Origin of the sequence: Streptomyces mesophilus, assembly GCF_040300965.1 — a bacterium.
Classification (GTDB): Bacteria; Actinomycetota; Actinomycetes; order Streptomycetales; family Streptomycetaceae; genus Streptomyces; species Streptomyces mesophilus_A.
This window is the reverse complement of record NZ_JBEPEW010000037.1, coordinates 1-16916: the sequence shown is the minus strand read 5'-3', so window position 1 is coordinate 16916 and position 16916 is coordinate 1. Positions and strand designations below refer to the sequence as shown.

Annotated in this window: 11 protein-coding genes, 1 tRNA gene and 1 pseudogene; 9 read left to right on the top strand and 4 right to left on the bottom strand. The window is 69.5% G+C overall.

Translation table 11 applies throughout. From position 1 onward, the window contains the following. Nucleotides 1–4: 4 nt before the first annotated feature. Both ABT367_RS16005 and ABT367_RS16000 read left to right on the top strand, forming a co-directional pair. Complete coding sequence (locus ABT367_RS16005; RefSeq protein ID WP_352253666.1) at nucleotides 5–871, top strand: ABC transporter ATP-binding protein; 867 nt, start codon at nucleotides 5–7, stop codon at nucleotides 869–871. After that, nucleotides 868–1584, top strand: a complete 717-nt coding sequence (locus tag ABT367_RS16000) for an ABC transporter ATP-binding protein (protein WP_352253664.1) — start codon at nucleotides 868–870, stop codon at nucleotides 1582–1584. Before ABT367_RS16005 ends, ABT367_RS16000 begins: the two co-directional genes overlap by 4 nt. Before the next feature lie 70 nt (nucleotides 1585–1654). Here ABT367_RS16000 and ABT367_RS15995 read toward each other — a convergent pair whose 3' ends face one another. Then, the gene (locus tag ABT367_RS15995; RefSeq protein WP_352253662.1) at nucleotides 1655–2308 is read right to left on the bottom strand and encodes an ANTAR domain-containing response regulator; all 654 of its coding nucleotides are present in this window, start codon (nucleotides 2306–2308) and stop codon (nucleotides 1655–1657) included. Between the two features lie 101 nt (nucleotides 2309–2409). Here ABT367_RS15995 and ABT367_RS15990 point away from each other — a divergent pair. Continuing rightward, nucleotides 2410–2495, top strand: a tRNA-Leu gene (locus ABT367_RS15990). Between the two features lie 79 nt (nucleotides 2496–2574). Then, entirely contained in the window at nucleotides 2575–3360 is a 786-nt protein-coding gene (locus ABT367_RS15985) for a helix-turn-helix domain-containing protein (RefSeq protein ID WP_352253660.1), read from the top strand. Nucleotides 3361–3381: 21 nt separating this feature from the next. Here the strand turns inward: ABT367_RS15985 and ABT367_RS15980 are convergent, their stop codons facing one another. Further along, nucleotides 3382–5652, bottom strand: coding sequence for an FdhF/YdeP family oxidoreductase (locus tag ABT367_RS15980; protein WP_352253658.1), 2271 nt, complete (start codon nucleotides 5650–5652; stop codon nucleotides 3382–3384). A 181-nt stretch (nucleotides 5653–5833) separates the two neighbouring features. On the opposite strand from ABT367_RS15980, the gene polA reads away from it, so the two are divergent. Further along, nucleotides 5834–8497: a DNA polymerase I gene (gene polA / locus ABT367_RS15975; RefSeq protein ID WP_352253726.1), complete on the top strand. Its 2664-nt coding sequence runs from the start codon at nucleotides 5834–5836 to the stop codon at nucleotides 8495–8497. A gap of 2368 nt (nucleotides 8498–10865) precedes the next feature. After that, nucleotides 10866–11684, top strand: a pseudogene (locus ABT367_RS15970) (serine hydrolase); the annotation flags it as partial. A gap of 133 nt (nucleotides 11685–11817) precedes the next feature. Here ABT367_RS15970 and ABT367_RS15965 read toward each other — a convergent pair. Beyond that, a complete protein-coding gene (locus ABT367_RS15965) occupies nucleotides 11818–12768 on the bottom strand; it encodes a DUF4184 family protein (RefSeq protein ID WP_352253656.1) in 951 nt (316 codons plus the stop codon). A gap of 425 nt (nucleotides 12769–13193) precedes the next feature. Between ABT367_RS15965 and ABT367_RS15960 the strand changes: the two genes are divergently transcribed. From ABT367_RS15960 to ABT367_RS15950, 3 genes are all read left to right on the top strand, one after another. Then, the gene (locus ABT367_RS15960) at nucleotides 13194–14852 is read left to right on the top strand and encodes a lytic transglycosylase domain-containing protein (protein WP_352253654.1); all 1659 of its coding nucleotides are present in this window, start codon (nucleotides 13194–13196) and stop codon (nucleotides 14850–14852) included. A 168-nt stretch (nucleotides 14853–15020) separates the two neighbouring features. After that, nucleotides 15021–15155, top strand: a complete 135-nt coding sequence (locus ABT367_RS15955; RefSeq protein ID WP_107407016.1) for an SPW_0924 family protein — start codon at nucleotides 15021–15023, stop codon at nucleotides 15153–15155. 14 nt (nucleotides 15156–15169) lie between these two features. Next, on the top strand, nucleotides 15170–16174 hold the full coding sequence (locus ABT367_RS15950) for a DUF3068 domain-containing protein (RefSeq protein WP_352253652.1): 1005 nt from the start codon (nucleotides 15170–15172) through the stop codon (nucleotides 16172–16174). On the opposite strand, the gene ABT367_RS15945 is transcribed toward ABT367_RS15950, so the two are convergent. Further along, a partial coding sequence (locus tag ABT367_RS15945; protein WP_352253650.1) for an ATP-dependent helicase C-terminal domain-containing protein occupies nucleotides 16175–16916 on the bottom strand: 742 nt, incomplete at its 5' end.

Sequence of the window (16916 nt, the reverse complement as noted above, 5' to 3'; positions counted from 1 at the left end):
CCACATGACCAGCAACGGATCCAGCCCCGTCCTCGACGCGAGCGGCGTCACCATGCGCTTCGGCGGCCTCACCGCCGTCCGCAGCGTCGACCTCACCGTCAACAGCGGCGAGATCGTCGGTCTCATCGGCCCCAACGGCGCCGGCAAGACCACCTTCTTCAACTGCCTCACCGGCCTGTACGTCCCCACCGAGGGCAAGGTCCAGTACAAGGGCACCACCCTGCCGCCCAAGCCCCACCTCGTCACCCAGGCAGGCATCGCCCGTACCTTCCAGAACATCCGGCTCTTCGCCAACATGACCGTTCTGGAAAACGTCCTCGTCGGCCGGCACACCCGTACCAAAGAAGGACTCTTCTCCGCCCTCGTACGAGGCCCCGGCTTCAAGAAGGCCGAGAAGGAATCCAAGGAACGGGCCATGGAACTCCTCGAGTTCACCGGCCTCGCGAAGAAGGCGGACCACCTCTCCCGCAACCTGCCCTACGGTGAGCAGCGCAAGCTGGAGATCGCCCGCGCCCTCGCCAGCGAACCCGGCCTCCTGCTCCTCGACGAGCCCACCGCCGGAATGAACCCGCAGGAAACCCGGGCCGCGGAAGAACTCATCTTCGCCATCCGCGACCAGGGCGTGGCCGTGCTCGTCATCGAGCACGACATGCGGTTCATCTTCAACCTCTGCGACCGCGTCGCCTGTCTAGTCCAAGGCGAAAAGCTCGTCGAGGGCACCCCCGAGGTCGTCCAGAGCGACGAACGCGTCATCGCCGCCTACCTCGGCACCCCCTTCGAAGGCGCACCCGGCGCCGACGAACTCGCCGAAGTCGAAGCAGCGGAGGCCGCAGCACCCAGCACCAACTCCCGCACGGAGGACGCCCAGTGACCGCACTGCTCGAGGTCGAGGACCTCAAGGTCGCCTACGGCAAGATCGAAGCCGTCAAGGGCATCTCCTTCAGCGTCGAAGCAGGCCAGGTCGTCACCCTCATCGGCACCAACGGTGCGGGCAAGACCACCACCCTGCGCACCCTGTCCGGACTGCTCAAGCCGCTCTCCGGCAGCGTCACCTTCGACGGCAAACCGCTGCGGAAGTACCGCGCCGACCAGATCGTGGCACTGGGCCTCGCCCACTCGCCCGAAGGCCGGCACATCTTCCCCCGCATGACCATCGAGGACAACCTCCGCCTCGGCGCGTACCTCCGCGACGACAAAGAGGGCATCCTCAAGGACATCCAGGCCGCCTACGACCTCTTCCCCATCCTCGGGGAACGCCGCAAGCAGGCCGCCGGAACCCTCTCCGGAGGCGAGCAGCAGATGCTCGCCATGGGCCGCGCCATGATGTGCCGGCCCAAGCTGCTCATGCTCGACGAACCCTCCATGGGCCTCTCGCCGATCATGATGCAGAAGATCATGGAGACCATCGTCGAGCTCAAGTCCCGCGGCACGACGATCCTCCTGGTCGAACAGAACGCCCAGGCAGCCCTCTCCCTCGCGGACCAGGGCCACGTCATGGAGGTCGGCAACATCGTCCTGTCCGGCACCGGCCAGGACCTCCTCCACGACGAGTCCGTCCGCAAGGCGTACCTCGGCGAGGACTGACACTCCCGCCCGAACGAAAAAGGGCCCTGTATCTCGTACGTACGAGATACAGGGCCCCTTTCCGTCGTACTTACTGGCCCTTGGCCGCCTTCTTCTCCTCGGCGTCCTCGATCACGGCCTCCGCCACCTGCTGCATCGAAAGCCGACGGTCCATCGACGTCTTCTGGATCCAACGGAACGCCGCCGGCTCGGTCAGCCCGTACTCCGTCTGCAGAATCGACTTCGCCCGGTCCACCAGCTTCCGCGTCTCCAGACGCAGCGTGAGGTCCGCGACCTCCTTCTCCAACGTCTTCAGCTCCGTGTACCGCGACACGGCCATCTCGATCGCCGGCACCACATCGCCCTTGCTGAAGGGCTTCACCAGATACGCCATCGCACCGGCGTCCCGCGCCCGCTCGACAAGGTCACGCTGCGAGAACGCGGTCAGCATCAGCACAGGGGCGATGCTCTCCTCGGTGATCTTCTCGGCGGCGCTGATGCCATCCAGCTTCGGCATCTTCACATCGAGGATCACAAGATCCGGCTTGTGCTCACGCGCCAGCTCGATGGCCTGCTCGCCGTCCCCGGCCTCACCGACGACGGTGTAGCCCTCCTCCTCGAGCATCTCTTTCAGGTCGAGCCTGATGAGCGCTTCGTCCTCGGCGATGACGACACGGGTCGTCAGCGGGGGCACGTGCGACTGATCGTCGTCGGCGACGGGCTGGGGCGACTCGGGGGCGGTCACGGGGGGCTCCTCTGGGGCCGGGCCTGGCAGGTGCTGCTGCCTGCAGCCTACCTAGCTGCGGTGGGCTGCGGTGACCCGGTACACTTCCGGCAGCCGATCACGCCGGGTTGGTGGAAGGGTATACACGGAGGTCTCAAACACCTCTGCCCGAGAGGGCTTGCGGGTTCGAATCCCGCACCCGGTACCAAAGGAAGCGGATGTCCACGTTCTCGTGAACATCCGCTTTTTGCTGCACAGAGTTGCGATCAGTCGCACACAGTGACGGCATGTACTTTCATGGAACAGAGGTGCGACAGAAAGCGCTCGCGCTGTTGCGCGGCGGCGCCAAGAACGCGGACGTTGCGCGGCAGCTCAACGTCCCCAACGGAACCATCGGCTACTGGAAGCACGAGGACCGTGCCAAACGCGGCGTGTGTCCCGGCCGGGTCCATGCGAGATGCCCCCGCTGCGACGACGTTCTGGACGAACAGGCCTATGCCTACCTGCTGGGCCTCTACCTCGGTGATGGCCACATCATCCAGAGCAAGGCGCTACGGGCTCCGAGCCTTTCGATCACCTGCTCGGCCGCATGGCCCGGCCTCATGGATGAGTGCGAGAAGGCTATGCGTGCTGTCCTTCCGCGCAACACGCCCTGCCGAGTCCGACGCAAGGGCTGCTTTGACGTGAAGGTCTACTCGAAGCACCTGTGGTGCCTCTTCCCGCAGCACGGCGCAGGCAGGAAGCACGAACGCAAGATCGCACTCGCTCACTGGCAGCAGGTGATCGTCGACGCCTACCCGTGGGACTTCATCCGCGGGCTCATCCACTCCGACGGCTGTCGACTCACGAATTGGACCACCCGAGTAGTCGCCGGCGTGAAGAAGCGCTACGAGTACCCCCGGTACTTCTTCACCAACAAGTCCGATGACATCAGGGAGTTGTTCACCGACACGCTCGACAAGCTGGGCATCACCTGGACCCACTGCACCCGCGACGGAAACCCGTACAACATCTCCGTCGCCCGCAAGGCCGACGTCGCCCTCATGGACCAGCACGTAGGCCCCAAGTACTGACCCCGACGCTCAGCCGACCGACTACTTCGGCTCCAGCCGCACAACGACCGCCTTGCTCACCGGCGTATTGCTGGTGTCGGCCGTGGAGTCCAGGGGGATGAGGACGTTGGTCTCCGGGTAGTACGCGGCCGCGCAGCCCGCGGCCGTCGGGTAGTGGACGACGCGGAAGCCGGGGGCGCGGCGTTCGACGCCGTCGCGCCATTCGCTCACCAGGTCCACGTAGGAGCCGTCCGCGAGTCCGAGCGACGCCGCGTCCTCGGGGTTGACGAGGACGACGCGGCGGCCGTTCTTGATGCCGCGGTAGCGGTCGTCGAGTCCGTAGATGGTGGTGTTGTACTGGTCGTGCGAGCGCAGGGTCTGCAACAGGAGGCGGCCTGCGGGGAGTTCGGGGTGTTCGACGGGTGCGGCGGTGAAGTTGGCCTTGCCGGTCGCGGTGGGGAAGCGGCGTTCGTCGCGCGGGGCGTGGGGGAGTGTGAAGCCGCCGGGCTCGGCGACGCGTGCGTTGAAGTCCTCGAAGCCGGGGATCACTGCGGCGATACGGTCCCGGATCGTCGCGTAGTCCTTCTCGAACTCCGCCCAGGGTGTGCGGGTTGCGGAGCCGAGGACCCGCTGGGCGAGGCGGGCGACGATGGCGGGTTCGGAGAGCAGGTGCGGGCTCGCGGGCTGGAGGCGGCCGCGTGAGGCGTGCACCATGCCCATGGAGTCCTCGACGGTGACGAACTGTTCGCCGCTGCCTTGGAGGTCCTTCTCGGTGCGGCCGAGTGTGGGCAGGATCAGGGCGCGGGCGCCGGTGACGGCGTGGGAGCGGTTGAGTTTCGTCGATACGTGGACGGTGAGGCGGGCGCGTCGCATGGCCGCCTCGGTGACTTCGGTGTCGGGGCTGGCTGCGACGAAGTTGCCGCCCATGGCGAAGAAGACCTTGGCTTCGCCGTCGCGGAGTGCGCGGATGGCGCGTACGACGTCGAGGCCGTGGTGGCGCGGGGGTGCGAAGCCGAACTCCTTCTCGAGGGCGTCGAGGAACGCGGGTGCGGGCCGTTCGAAGATGCCCATGGTGCGGTCGCCCTGGACGTTGGAGTGGCCGCGTACGGGGCAGACGCCGGCGCCGGGGCGGCCGATGTTGCCGCGAAGCAGCAGGAAGTTGACGACTTCGCGGATGGTGGGGACGGCGTGCTTGTGCTGGGTGAGGCCCATGGCCCAGCACACGATGGTGCGCTTGGAGGCGAGGATCATGCGCAGCGCTTCGTCGATCTTTTCGCGGGTCAGGCCGGTGGCGGTGAGGGTCTCGTCCCAGTCTGCTTCGCGCGCGGCGGTGGCGAACTCCTCGTATCCATGGGTGTGTTCGCGGATGAACTCTTCGTCGACGGCGTCTTCGGTTTCGAGGATCAGCTTGTTGAGGAGCCGGAAGAGGGCTTGGTCGCCGCCCAGGCGGATCTGCAGGAAGAGGTCGGTGAGGGCGGTGCCCTTGAGCATGCCCTGCGGGGTCTGCGGGTTTTTGAACCGCTCCATCCCGGCTTCGGGCAGCGGGTTGACCGTGATGATCTTTGCGCCGCCGGCCTTGGCCTTCTCGAGGGCGGAGAGCATCCGGGGGTGGTTGGTGCCCGGGTTCTGGCCGGCGACGATGATCAGGTCGGCTTTGTAGAGGTCTTCGAGCAGCACGCTGCCCTTGCCGATGCCGATGGTTTCGACGAGGGCCGAACCGGAGGACTCGTGGCACATGTTGGAGCAGTCCGGCAGGTTGTTGGTGCCGAACTCGCGGGCGAAGAGCTGGTAGAGGAATGCCGCTTCGTTGCTGGTGCGGCCCGATGTGTAGAAGACGGCCTCGTCGGGTGAGGAGAGGGCGTCGAGTTCCTCGGCGACGATGTCGAAGGCGCGTTCCCAGGTGACGGCCTCGTAGCGGTCGGCGCCTTCGGCGAGATACATGGGCTGGGTGAGCCGGCCCTGCTGCCCGAGCCAGTAGCCGCTGCGGCGGGCGAGGTCGCTCACGGGGTGCGCGGCGAAGAAGTCGGGGGTGACGCGGCGCAGTGTGGCCTCTTCGGCGACGGCTTTCGCGCCGTTCTCGCAGAACTCCGCCTTGTGGCGGTGTTCGGGCTCGGGCCAGGCGCAGCCGGGGCAGTCGAAGCCGTCCTTCTGGTTGACGCGAAGGAGGGTGAGGGCGGTGCGCTTGACGCCCATCTGCTGCTGCGCCATCCGCAGCGTATGGCCGATGGCGGGCAGTCCGGCGGCAGCGTGCTGCGGCGGCGCCACCTCGGGTGCGTCCTGGACGGGATCGCCGGCGGGGGGCTTGCCTGCCATGGCCGTTCTCCTTCGAGCGGTCTCTGTCGTACGTTCCGATCCTGCCACGCAGGAGTGACGGGGCTCACCCTCGGGCCGGGTGCGGTGCGGCCGGGCCCGACTGTCAGTGGGGCGTGGGAGGATCGGGGACGTGGCAGAGAAGACACCGAAATCGCAGCAGACACAGTCCCGACCGCGCCTGATGCTCATGGACGGGCACTCGCTCGCCTACCGGGCGTTCTTCGCGCTGCCCGCGGAGAACTTCACGACGGCGACGGGGCAGCCCACCAACGCGATCTACGGGTTCGCGTCGATGCTGGCGAACACCCTGCGTGACGAGGAGCCCACGCACTTCGCGGTGGCGTTCGACGTATCGCGCAAGACGTGGCGGTCGACGGAGTTCCCCGAGTACAAGGCGAACAGGTCGAAGACCCCGGATGAGTTCAAGGGGCAGGTCGAGCTGATCGGTGAGGTCCTCGATGCGATGGACGTGGACCGGTTCGCGGTGGACGGCTTCGAGGCCGACGATGTCATCGCCACGCTCACGAGCCAGGCCGAGGCGGCGGGCTTCGAGGTCCTGATCGTCACGGGCGACCGCGACTCGTTCCAGTTGGTGTCCGAGAACGTGACGGTGCTCTACCCGACCAAGGGCGTCTCGGAGCTCACGCGCTTCACGCCGGAGAAGGTCCAGGAGAAGTACGGGCTGACGCCGTCCCAGTACCCGGACTTCGCGGCGCTGCGCGGCGACCCGTCGGACAACCTGCCGGGTATCCCGGGCGTCGGCGAGAAGACCGCCGCGAAGTGGATCAATCAGTTCGGTTCCTTCGCCGAGCTCGTCGAGCGGGCCGAAGAGGTGAAGGGCAAGGCGGGCGCGAATCTGCGCGAGCATCTCGAGGCGGTGAAGACCAACCGCCGGCTCACCGAGATGGTCCGTGACGTCGAACTGCCCAAGTCCGCCACGGAGTTGGAGCGCCGGCCGTACGACCGCAAGGCGCTTGCGATGATTCTCGACACGCTGGAGATCCGTAACCCGTCGCTGCGTGAGCGGCTGCTTGCCGTGGACCCGGGTTCCGAGGAGGCCGATGAGACGCCGGTGGCGCCCGGTGTGGAGGTCGACGGACAGGTCCTGTCCACGGGTGAGCTGAAGCCGTGGCTCGATGAGCACGGCGAGCAGGTCCTGGGTCTGGCGAGCGTCGACGCGTGGGCGCTGGGCACGGGTTCGGTCGCGGAGGTTGCGCTCGCGTCCGCCGATGGTGCGGCGGCCTGGTTCGATCCGTCCGAGCTGGACGAGGCCGACGAGAAGGCCTTCGCCGCGTGGCTCGCGGACGCCGAGAAGCCGAAGGTCCTGCACAACGCGAAGAACGCGATCCGTGTCTTCGCCGAGCACGGCTGGGTGATCGAGGGCATCACGATGGACAGCGCGCTGGCCGCGTATCTCGTGAAGCCGGGCCGCCGGTCCTTCGCGCTCGACGCGCTCTCCCTCGAGTACCTGGGACGTGAGCTCGCCCCCGCCTCGGCGGCCGAGGGCCAGCTGGCGTTCGGCGCGGAGGACAGCGCCGAGGCCGATGCCCTGATGCACCAGGCGCGCACGATCCTCGACCTGGGCACGACGTTCACCGAGAAGCTCAAGGAGGTCGGCGCGGCCGAGCTCCTCACCGATGTCGAGCTGCCGACGTCGATCCTCCTGGCCCGGATGGAGCGGTCCGGCATCGCCGCCGACCGGCCCCATCTCGAGGCGATGGAGCAGCAGTTCGCGGGCGCCGTGCAGCAGGCGGTCAAGGAAGCGCACGAGGCCGCGGGGCACGAGTTCAACCTGGGCTCGCCCAAGCAGCTTCAGGAAGTCCTCTTCGCCGAGCTCGGTCTGCCCAAGACGAAGAAGACCAAGACGGGCTATACGACGGACGCCGACGCGCTCGCCTGGCTCGCCGCCCAGACCGACAACGAGCTGCCGGTCATCATGCTCCGCCACCGCGAGCAGGCGAAGCTGCGGGTCACGGTCGAGGGCCTGATCAAGACGATCGCGGGCGACGGCCGGATCCACACCTCGTTCAGCCAGACGGTCGCCGCGACCGGCCGTCTCTCGTCCACGGACCCGAACCTGCAGAACGTGCCGGTGCGTACCGACGAGGGCCGGGCCATCCGCCGGGGCTTTGTCGTCGGTGAGGGCTATGAGTCGCTGATGACGGCCGACTACAGCCAGATCGAGCTGCGCGTGATGGCCCATCTGTCCGAGGACGAGGGTCTGATCGAGGCCTTCACCTCGGGCGAGGACCTGCACACCACGGTGGCCTCGCAGGTCTTCTCCGTGGCCAAGGCGGATGTCGACGCCGAGATGCGCCGCAAGATCAAGGCGATGTCGTACGGCCTGGCCTATGGCCTGTCGGCGTTCGGGCTCTCGCAGCAGCTGAACATCGAGGCGGGCGAGGCCCGGGCCCTGATGGACACCTACTTCGAGCGGTTCGGCGGCGTACGGGACTATCTGCGCCGCGCTGTCGACGAGGCCCGCGCGACGGGTTACACGGCCACGATGCTCGGCCGCCGCCGCTACCTCCCGGACCTCAACAGCGACAACCGCCAGCGCCGCGAGGCCGCGGAGCGGATGGCGCTGAACGCGCCGATCCAGGGCACGGCGGCGGACATCGTCAAGATCGCGATGCTCAACGTCGACAAGGCCCTCCAGGCGGAGCAGCTCACGTCCCGCCTCCTCCTCCAGGTCCACGACGAAGTCGTCCTGGAAATCGCCCCCGGCGAGCGCGACCGCGTCGAGAACCTGGTCCGCCGCGAGATGTCCTCGGCGGTGAGCTTGCGGGCGCCGCTGGATGTGTCGGTGGGCGTGGGGGCTGACTGGGAGTCGGCGGCGCACTGAGTACATGGGACGGCCGGGTCGGGGGTGGACGGAGCATCCTCGGCCCGGCTGGTGTTTGCTCGGGGCCGGTCCGGCCGGGGCTTGGGCCGGGGGCGCCCGGGGTCCGAGGGTGCTGGGGTCCGGGTGGAGCCCCCGGTGGGGGTGAGGGGCGGAGCCCCAAGGGGGGTGCAGGGGGCGAAGCCCCGCCGGGCGCCTGCCTGGGGGGGTGTTGCGGCGGAGCCTCGGGGGGTGCCTGCCTGGGGCGCAGGGAGCGGAGCCTCGGGGGGTGTGGGGCGCAGGGAGCGGAGCCTCGGGGGTGTGGGGCGCAGGGGGCGGAGCCCTCGGGGGGTGCCTGCTTGTGAGGTGCTGCGGTGGAGCCCTCGCCGGAGTGCCTGCCTGTGGGGTGTTGCGGCGGAGCCCTCGCCGGAGCGCCCGCCTACGGGGTGCCGCGCCGGAGCCCTCGGGGGCCGTTTGAGGCTGTCTGCGGGGGCCGGGTTCATGTCGGGGCCCGTGCCGGGGGTCTCTGGGGTCCGGGGGAGCCCTGGTGGGGGTGAAGGGCAAGGCGGCCCCAGGGGGTGCAGGCGGCGGAGCCCCGCGGGAGTGCCCACTCATGGGGGCCTGAGCGCTGCCGCCGGTGGGGGTGAGCGGCGAAGCCCCAGGAGTGCAGGGGGCGAACCCCCCGCCGGGTGCCCACCCACGGGGTTCTGAGCGCTGCCGCCGGTGGGGGTGAGCGGCGAAGCCCCAGGAGTGCAGGGGGGCGCCCCCCCGCCGGGTGCCCACCCACGGGGTTCTGGGCGCTGCCGCCGGTGCGGGTGAGGGGCGAAGCCCCGGTCCGGTCCGGCCCGGTTCTGCCTCCTCGGCTGCGTCCATGGGTGCTTGGCGGCGTGTGCCTCCTCGGCTGCGTCCATGGGTGCTTGGCGGCGTGTGCCTCCTCGGCTGCGTCCATGGATGCCTGGCGGCGTATGCCCCCTTGGCTGCGTCGGCGGCCGCGCCATCGTCGTGCCTGGGGTCGGGACGTATGAAGGGTGGCTGGGGTTCGTGGGTGGTTGCGCGGACCTCGCGCGGCGCCGTCGTCGGCCAACCCGCCGTCGGACTTCCTTTCCCCTATTGCTCTCAGGGATCACAAAGACCGGCGATTGCGTTCGAGGGGAGCCGTCTCGGCCGCCGCCCCCTGACCTTCGGGGCTAAAGAGGCCCTACGGCCCGCCCCGTAAGACACCCCCAACTCCCGCGGTACCCGTCACCCCCCACCGCTCACGGCAACGACAATCCCCCTACTTCCCAGGGCAACGGCCATCCCTCATTCCTCACGGCAACGGCCACTTCCCACCCCTCACAGCAACGGCCATCCCTCACCCCGCACGACAACGGCCACCCCCACCCCCTCACGGCAACGGCCACTCCTCACCCCTCACGGCAACGGTCACTTCCCACCTCTCACGGCAACTGCCATCCCCCATCTCTCACAGCAATAGGTGAAAGGAAGTCCGATGGAGGGACAGCCGACAACGAACCCGCGCGAGGTCCGCGCAACCACCCACGCACCCCAGCCACCCTTCATACGTCCCAACCGCACCCCTTACGCACCCGCACCCCCCAACGCCGCCAAGCCCCCCAACCCCCATCGGGGGACCAAATGTTCACCGCATACCGGACAAAAGCGCCCGCGGCGCGAACACCAGGTCCCCCGATGGAGCGCCCACCGAACCCCGCCTCCGCCCCGCCTGCCCCCGCCACCCAAGGGGTCCGGGGCGGAGCCCCGGTTTCGGGAAGGGGCGGGTAGGGGAGTCCGCTCGCCGCAGGCGCCCACCCGCACCCCCATGCACCCGCACCTAGCAACGAGACCCCACCCCACCCCCCTCCGTAAGCCCCCCGCAACGGCAGCCGAACCGCAAGGCACCCCCCGGCAACGGCAGCCGAACCCACCCCGAACGCCCCCGCAACACCCCTGGGGCGCGCCCGGAGCCGGACCTTGAGGCACCCCCCGTACCGGATCGAGACACCCAGAACCGGGCCTCGAGGCACCCCCACGTACTGGATCGAGACACCCCGAACGGGACCTCGGGGCCCCCGAACCGGATCAAGGCACCCCCGAAACCGGACCTCGAGACACCCCGAACCGGCCCTCCAGGCCCACCCGAACCGGCCCTCGGGGCCCTCCCGAACCGGACCTCGAGACACCCCGTACCGGACCTCCAGGCCCTCCCGAACGGGACCTCCAGGCCCTCCCGAACGGGACCTCGGGGCCCCCGAACCGGCCCTCGAGGCCCTCCCGAACCGGACCCCAAGGCACCCCTGAAACCGGACCCCGAAGCACCCCCCGAACAGCCCTCACTCAGACGGCCCCCGCAACCAGGCCCCACCCCGCACGCCCCGGCATCGTGGCCCTCATGGGTCTTCACATACGCACCCGCCGCACCCTCACTCGCCAGGCCATCCGCCGCCGCCACAGCGCAGCGGCCGCACGGCACTGGCGGCCGGCTGTTGCCGCGGCCGTGGCCTCCGCGCTGATCGCCCCGATAGCCGCCGCGGCCGATGCCAACGCCGTGCGCCGGGGCGCGGCCATAGCCCCTGCCTGCCGCTCCGCCCGTGATCCCGGACTAGCCGCCCGGATGTCCAAGGACATCCGGGCGGCTTTGTCGTCCCGGACGGGCACCGTCTCTGTGGCGGTGCACGACGACGCGAGCGACCTGTGGTGCGCCGTCGACGCGAATCGGCACTACGACTCGGCGAGCGTCGCCAAGGTGCTGATCATGGAGACCGTGCTGTGGCGGGCCGAGCAACTGCGCCGCAAACTCACGCGGTTCGAGGCCCGCCGTATCCCACCGATGATCCAGGTCTCCGACAACGGCTCCGCCTGGCAGCTCTGGCAGGACCTCGGCCCCAGCCGCGTCGAGCGCTTCCTCGCCAAGGCCCGGGCCACGGCCACCACCCCCGGCCCCAACGGTCTGTGGGGCCTGACCCGCACCACCGCCCTCGACCAGATGCGGCTGCTCGGTGTGCTCACCGAGGCCCGCTCGTTCCTGCGCTCGCGCGCGTACGGACTGAAGCAGCTGCGGCAGGTCAGGGCGGACCAGCGCTGGGGCGTCCCGGCGGGCATGGCCAAGGGCGTCACGGCACATCTCAAGAACGGCTGGCTGCCCCGGAGCACGCATGGGTGGCGGGTGCACAGCATCGGAGCGTTCACCGGGAGCGGCCGCACGTATCGCATCGTGGTGCTCAGCCATGACAACCCGACGATGGCGTACGGCGTGCGGACCATCGAGCGGGTCGCCCACGCGGTGCACCGCGCGCTGAACAAGGGGCGCGCGGCCGGGCAGGGCTACACGCCGCAGAGCGAGATCAGCGAGCGGCCGGACGGTTCTGTTCCGCCCGGTGCGGATCCGGGGAGCCGGACGGAAGGTCCGACTCTAGGCCGGAACGACGGCTCACTGCCGTGGACGGATGGTCCGACCCAGGACCGGAACGACGGCTCGCCGCCGTGGACGGATCCCCCTGGCCCGAGCGCGCCCTGACCACCGCCGCGTACCCGAGCAGCCCCACCACGAGGCCCGCCCCGGCGCCGAAGCACAGCGTCGGGATGATCTCCCAGGGCTTCTCGGGGAAGCCGCCCCAGTACTCCAGCCAGCGCGCCGTGCGGTGCGCCGCCCCGAGCAGTACGCACCCGCCGATGAGGGCGAGCCCGCCGATCTGCGCGCGGCGGGTGAGCCGGGGCAGGCCGGCTGTGCCGGTGTCGGTGCCCCTGCGCAGCGCCGAGACGACGAAGCAGGCCACGGCGAGCAGCGCCAGCGCCGAACCGCCGTACTGGAGATACCAGAAGAGCGGCTGGCCGCCGAACTCCTCGTCGAGCACCGGCAGCAGCTCGCTGCCCCAACGGTCGTGGTGGGTGAACGCATCCCACACCGTGTGCGTCGCCGCACCCAGCACCGCGGAGACGTACCCCCACAACAGCAGCGGGCCGCGCGGGCGTTCACGCCATCCGCGTCCCCGGACGAGGCCGAGGATCCGTCCCTGCCAGGTGCGCGGGAGCAGCGCGACGACGGGTTCGCGCAGCAGCAGCCACACCCCGACGAGCAGCGCCGCAAGCACGGCATCCACGGTGAGCACCCCGGCCCAGGAGTGCGTGAAGGAGCCGAACTCCATCCCGCCGGGCACCCCGCTCGCCGCGAAGTACGTGAGGTCCGGCGCGAACGAGCCCGCGATCATCACCGACGGCAGCAGCGCCCCGCGTCCGGTCCCGTCCCTGCGTACCAGCGGCAGTACGGCGGCGGCATGGCTGAGCGTGAACGGCAACGGGGCTCCTAGGACGGGGACAGCGGACCAAGAAAGCAGACCAGGAAGGCAGACCAAGAAAGCAGACCAAGAAAGCAGACCAAGAAAGCAGACCAAGAAAGCAGACCAAGAAGGCAAACCAAGAAGGCAAACCAAGAAGGCAGACCAAGAAGGCATACGACTACATCGTGATCGACGACGAACCGCGGCGCCCCCCGGTTCCCGCGGACCGTGTCCGCTCGGCGTCCGCTCAGCGCGACCTCGGGCACCGTAGGAACGAACTTTCCGAGTGCGCACACGTAGTCATCCGGCAACAAACCGGACAGGAACCTGTTTCTGCGCAAAGGAAGTTGTCGTAGGGTCGCGTGCGTTGGCGCGTGGGAGCGCGCGCCGGGTGGGAACACGGGAGGGGAACCGTAGGCATGCGAGCGCTCTTCGGTAAGCGGATGCGCAAGACAACGGCAGCGGCCGCGGTGGCCGCGGCGGCCTTCGCCGCGCTGTCCGCCTCCCAGGCGCCCGGCGTCACGGACGTCCCGTCGGGCGGGCGTCAGTCCACCGGCACGGCCGAGGTGCCCGACTCGGCGAGTGGTGACGACTCGTACTTCACGGAGCTGCCGCCGCTCGCGACGCCCGAACCGAACGACCCCGATGCGCCCGAAAGCGACGAGGTCGGCATACCCAAGACGCCCCTCGACGCTTATAAGAGGGCCGCGAACGCGCTGCAGGCCGACAATCCCGGCTGCAATCTGCCCTGGGAACTCCTCGCCGCCATCGGCCAGGTCGAGTCGGGCCACGCCCGCGGCGGCAAGGTCGGTGCCGACGGCACCACGCCCTCGCCGATCCTCGGCCCCCAGCTCAACGGCAACGGCTTTGCCAACATCACCGACACCGACGGCGGTCTCTACGACGGGGACACCCTGCACGACCGTGCGGTGGGCCCGATGCAGTTCATCCCGCAGACCTGGGAGACCTGGCGCCAGGACGGCAACGGGGACGGCAAGGAAGACCCCAACAACGTCTACGACGCGGCGCTCGCGGCCGGCAAGTACCTCTGCGCCAACAACCGTGACCTGTCCACGAGCGCCGGTCTGCGCCAGGCGATCCTGAGCTACAACCGCTCGACGGACTACTACAACACGGTCAAGTCGTGGATGGAGCGCTACCGCAAGGGCGCGGGCGAGGTCGAGGACGGTACGGGCCACGTGCCGGACAACCGCAGCGATGACGACCTGCCGGACCCGGATCCGACCCCGGGCTCGACGTCCAACCCGACGCCGGGAGGCGGCGGGGGCGGGAACAACACCCCCGACCCCAGCAAGCCTCCCAAGCCCGGCGAGACCCCCGACCCCGGTGAGTCCCCCGACCCGACCCCCTCGCCCGACCCCGACCCGGACCCCACCCCCGAGCCGGTGGCGAAGCTCGACGAGTCGGGCAGCACCACCTTCACCGCCACCGAAGGCACCGCCTTCGCGGACACCCCGACCGTCAAGGCGGCCACGGCGTCCGGTACGGGGGTCGGCAAGGTTCTCGTGCGGTTCGAGATCGTCGGTGACACCGATGCGTCGTTCAGCGGCAGCAAGGTCGCCGAGGTCAGGACGGGTGTCAACGGCCAGGCGAGCGCCCCCGCGATCCAAGCGGGCGAGAAGACCGGCGAGTTCAGCATCCGTGCCACCACCAAGGTGGGCCTGCGCGTCCTCACCGCCGACTTCACCGCGACCGTCACGGCCCGCCAGGCCGACGCGCTCACCAGCGCCACCGCCGCGCTGACCGGTGCGCCGGGCGCCCAGTTCGCCGAGACCGTCGAGGTGAAGGCCACGCTGGACGGCGCCGCCGCGGCGGGTGTCGAGGTCACCGCCAAGATGATCAAGAACCCGGAGGGCGACCTCAATGACGTCGGCCCCTACTTCAAGGACGCCGACGGCAAGGCCGTCCGCACCCTGACGCTCAGCACGGGAGCCGACGGCACGCTGAAGCTGCCGGCCATCTACGCGGACGACACGGCCGGTACGTACACGCTGCGGCTCCTCGCGCCCGGCGGCGGCAAGCTCGACATCGAGCTGAAGGTCGCGGTCGCCGAGTCGCCCTCGCCGAGCCCCTCTCCGTGAGCCCCGCGGACAACTCGTAGCGGCACCACACAACTTCACACCCGTCACCGCACCGCCCCTGGACCGAAACCCGGATCAGGGGCGGTGTGACGTGTTCTCATCTCGCCCCCGCGTTGCTACGGTGCCCCGACCCTGACGCCGTATCAGATTCCTGGGAGGGGGCCGGATATGCGCGCTCTGATAGCAGCGGGGATCGGTCTCGCCGTAGCGCTCGCGCTGGTTCTCACCATTTCCTCGATGGAGGCGCCGCCCGGCAAGACCTCGCCGAAGCCTCTGCTCACCACCGTCCCCAAGCACCCGTAGGGAGGGCTGCCGCGATGCGCCGCAAGGCCAGCCTCATACTTCTCGGCTTCGCCGTCTTCTTCGCGGCCCTCTCGCCGCTGATCCGTTTCTACGCGTTCCCCCGGCTGGCGAAGGTGCCGGCGAACCAGTACCAGATCATGGTGCTCGAGGCGAAGGGCGCGACGATCTTCGACATGGGGAAAGGGGTGAAGAAGACCGACCTCTCGATCGTGCAGACCCTCAAGGGCAATGTGGAGGAGTCCGAGAAGATCGAGGAGACGGCCGGCCGTGATGTCGTGGTGTGGGACGGCCTGTCCTACGCGCAGGACTCCGACGGCAAGATGGTCACGATGATCCCCGAGCGTTACATCTTCGACGCGCACTCCTCGGAACCGGTCCACGCGACGGGCGAGATGGCCGACAAGAAGCCGGTCAAGCGCGAGGGCATCGAGTTCAAGTGGCCGTTCCTGACGGAGAAGCGGGACTACGAGTACTTCGACGCACGCAGCCGCACGACCAACCCCATCCACTACAAGGGTGAGCAGAACTTCCGCGGCGTCGACGTCTACTACTTCGAGCAGACCATCCCGTGGCAGAAGGTGGACTTCCCCAGCACGATGCCCGGCGGTATCCCGCCGGAGCAGATGAAGGGGACCGGTACCGAGATGTGGTACACCACGGTCCGCAAGTTCTGGGTCGACCCCACCAGTGGCGCTCCGGTGTACGGCGAGGAGATCCACAAGGAGGAGATGCGGGGCGGCTCGCTCGTGGAGGGCCTCGCCCCGGGCAAGGACCGGCTCACCGTCTTCGACGGACACGTCAAGATGCGCGAGGACTTCATCAAGGACACCGTTGAACTGGTCAAGTCCCAGCGTCAGCTCGTGCTCGCGATGACCACGTACATCCCTTGGGGCTTCGGCTTCCTCGCCCTCGTGCTGCTCTCCCTGTCCCTGTGGCTCGAGGCCCGCAGCCGCCGCCCCGGCGACGATCCGGAAGCGACCGACGACCGCGCACCCGAGCCGGAGCCCGCCGGGGTCTGATCAACGGTCCCTGCGCAGGCGGGCGTTGGTGAACCGGGTCGGTTCCGCGCCCGCCGGGTCCTCGGGCCACGGATGCTTGGGGTAGCGCCCGCGCAGCTCGGTCCGCACCGCCTGGTAGCCGGTCCGCCAGAACGAGGCCAGGTCGGCCGTCACGGCGGCGGGCCGTCCCGCGGGTGACAGGAGATGCACGAGCACCGGCACACCCGCGATCTCCGGGGTCGCGGCGAGACCGAACATCTCCTGCACCTTCACCGCCAGTACGGGCTGTTCGGGATCCGTGTAGTCGATCCGTACGGACGACCCGCTCGGCACCGTCAGCCGCTCGGGCGCCAGCTCGTCGAGCCGGGCGGCGTCCCCCGTCGCCCAGGGCAGCAGCCGGTTGAGCGCCTGCCCGGCGTCGATCCGGGCGAGGTCCGCCCGGCGCCGCGCCTTGGACAGCTCGGGCTCGAGCCACTCGTCCGCGCGCGCCAGCAGGGCCGCCTCGTCCATGCCGGGCCACGGTGCGCCGAGGCGCCGGTGCAGAAAGGCCAGCCGCCGTCTCAACTCCCCGGCCTTCTGCGACCACTTCAGAAGTACGGTGCCCTCCTCGGCCAGCCCTTGGAGCAGCGCCTCCCGCACGAGGGCGGGGTCCGGGGCGTCGAGCGGGCGCACCCGCAGCTCGATCGCGCCGAGCCGCTCCACCCGCCGGGCGACCACGTCACCGTCCGCCCAGCCGACCTCGGCGCCGCTGCTGTGGAGCGGC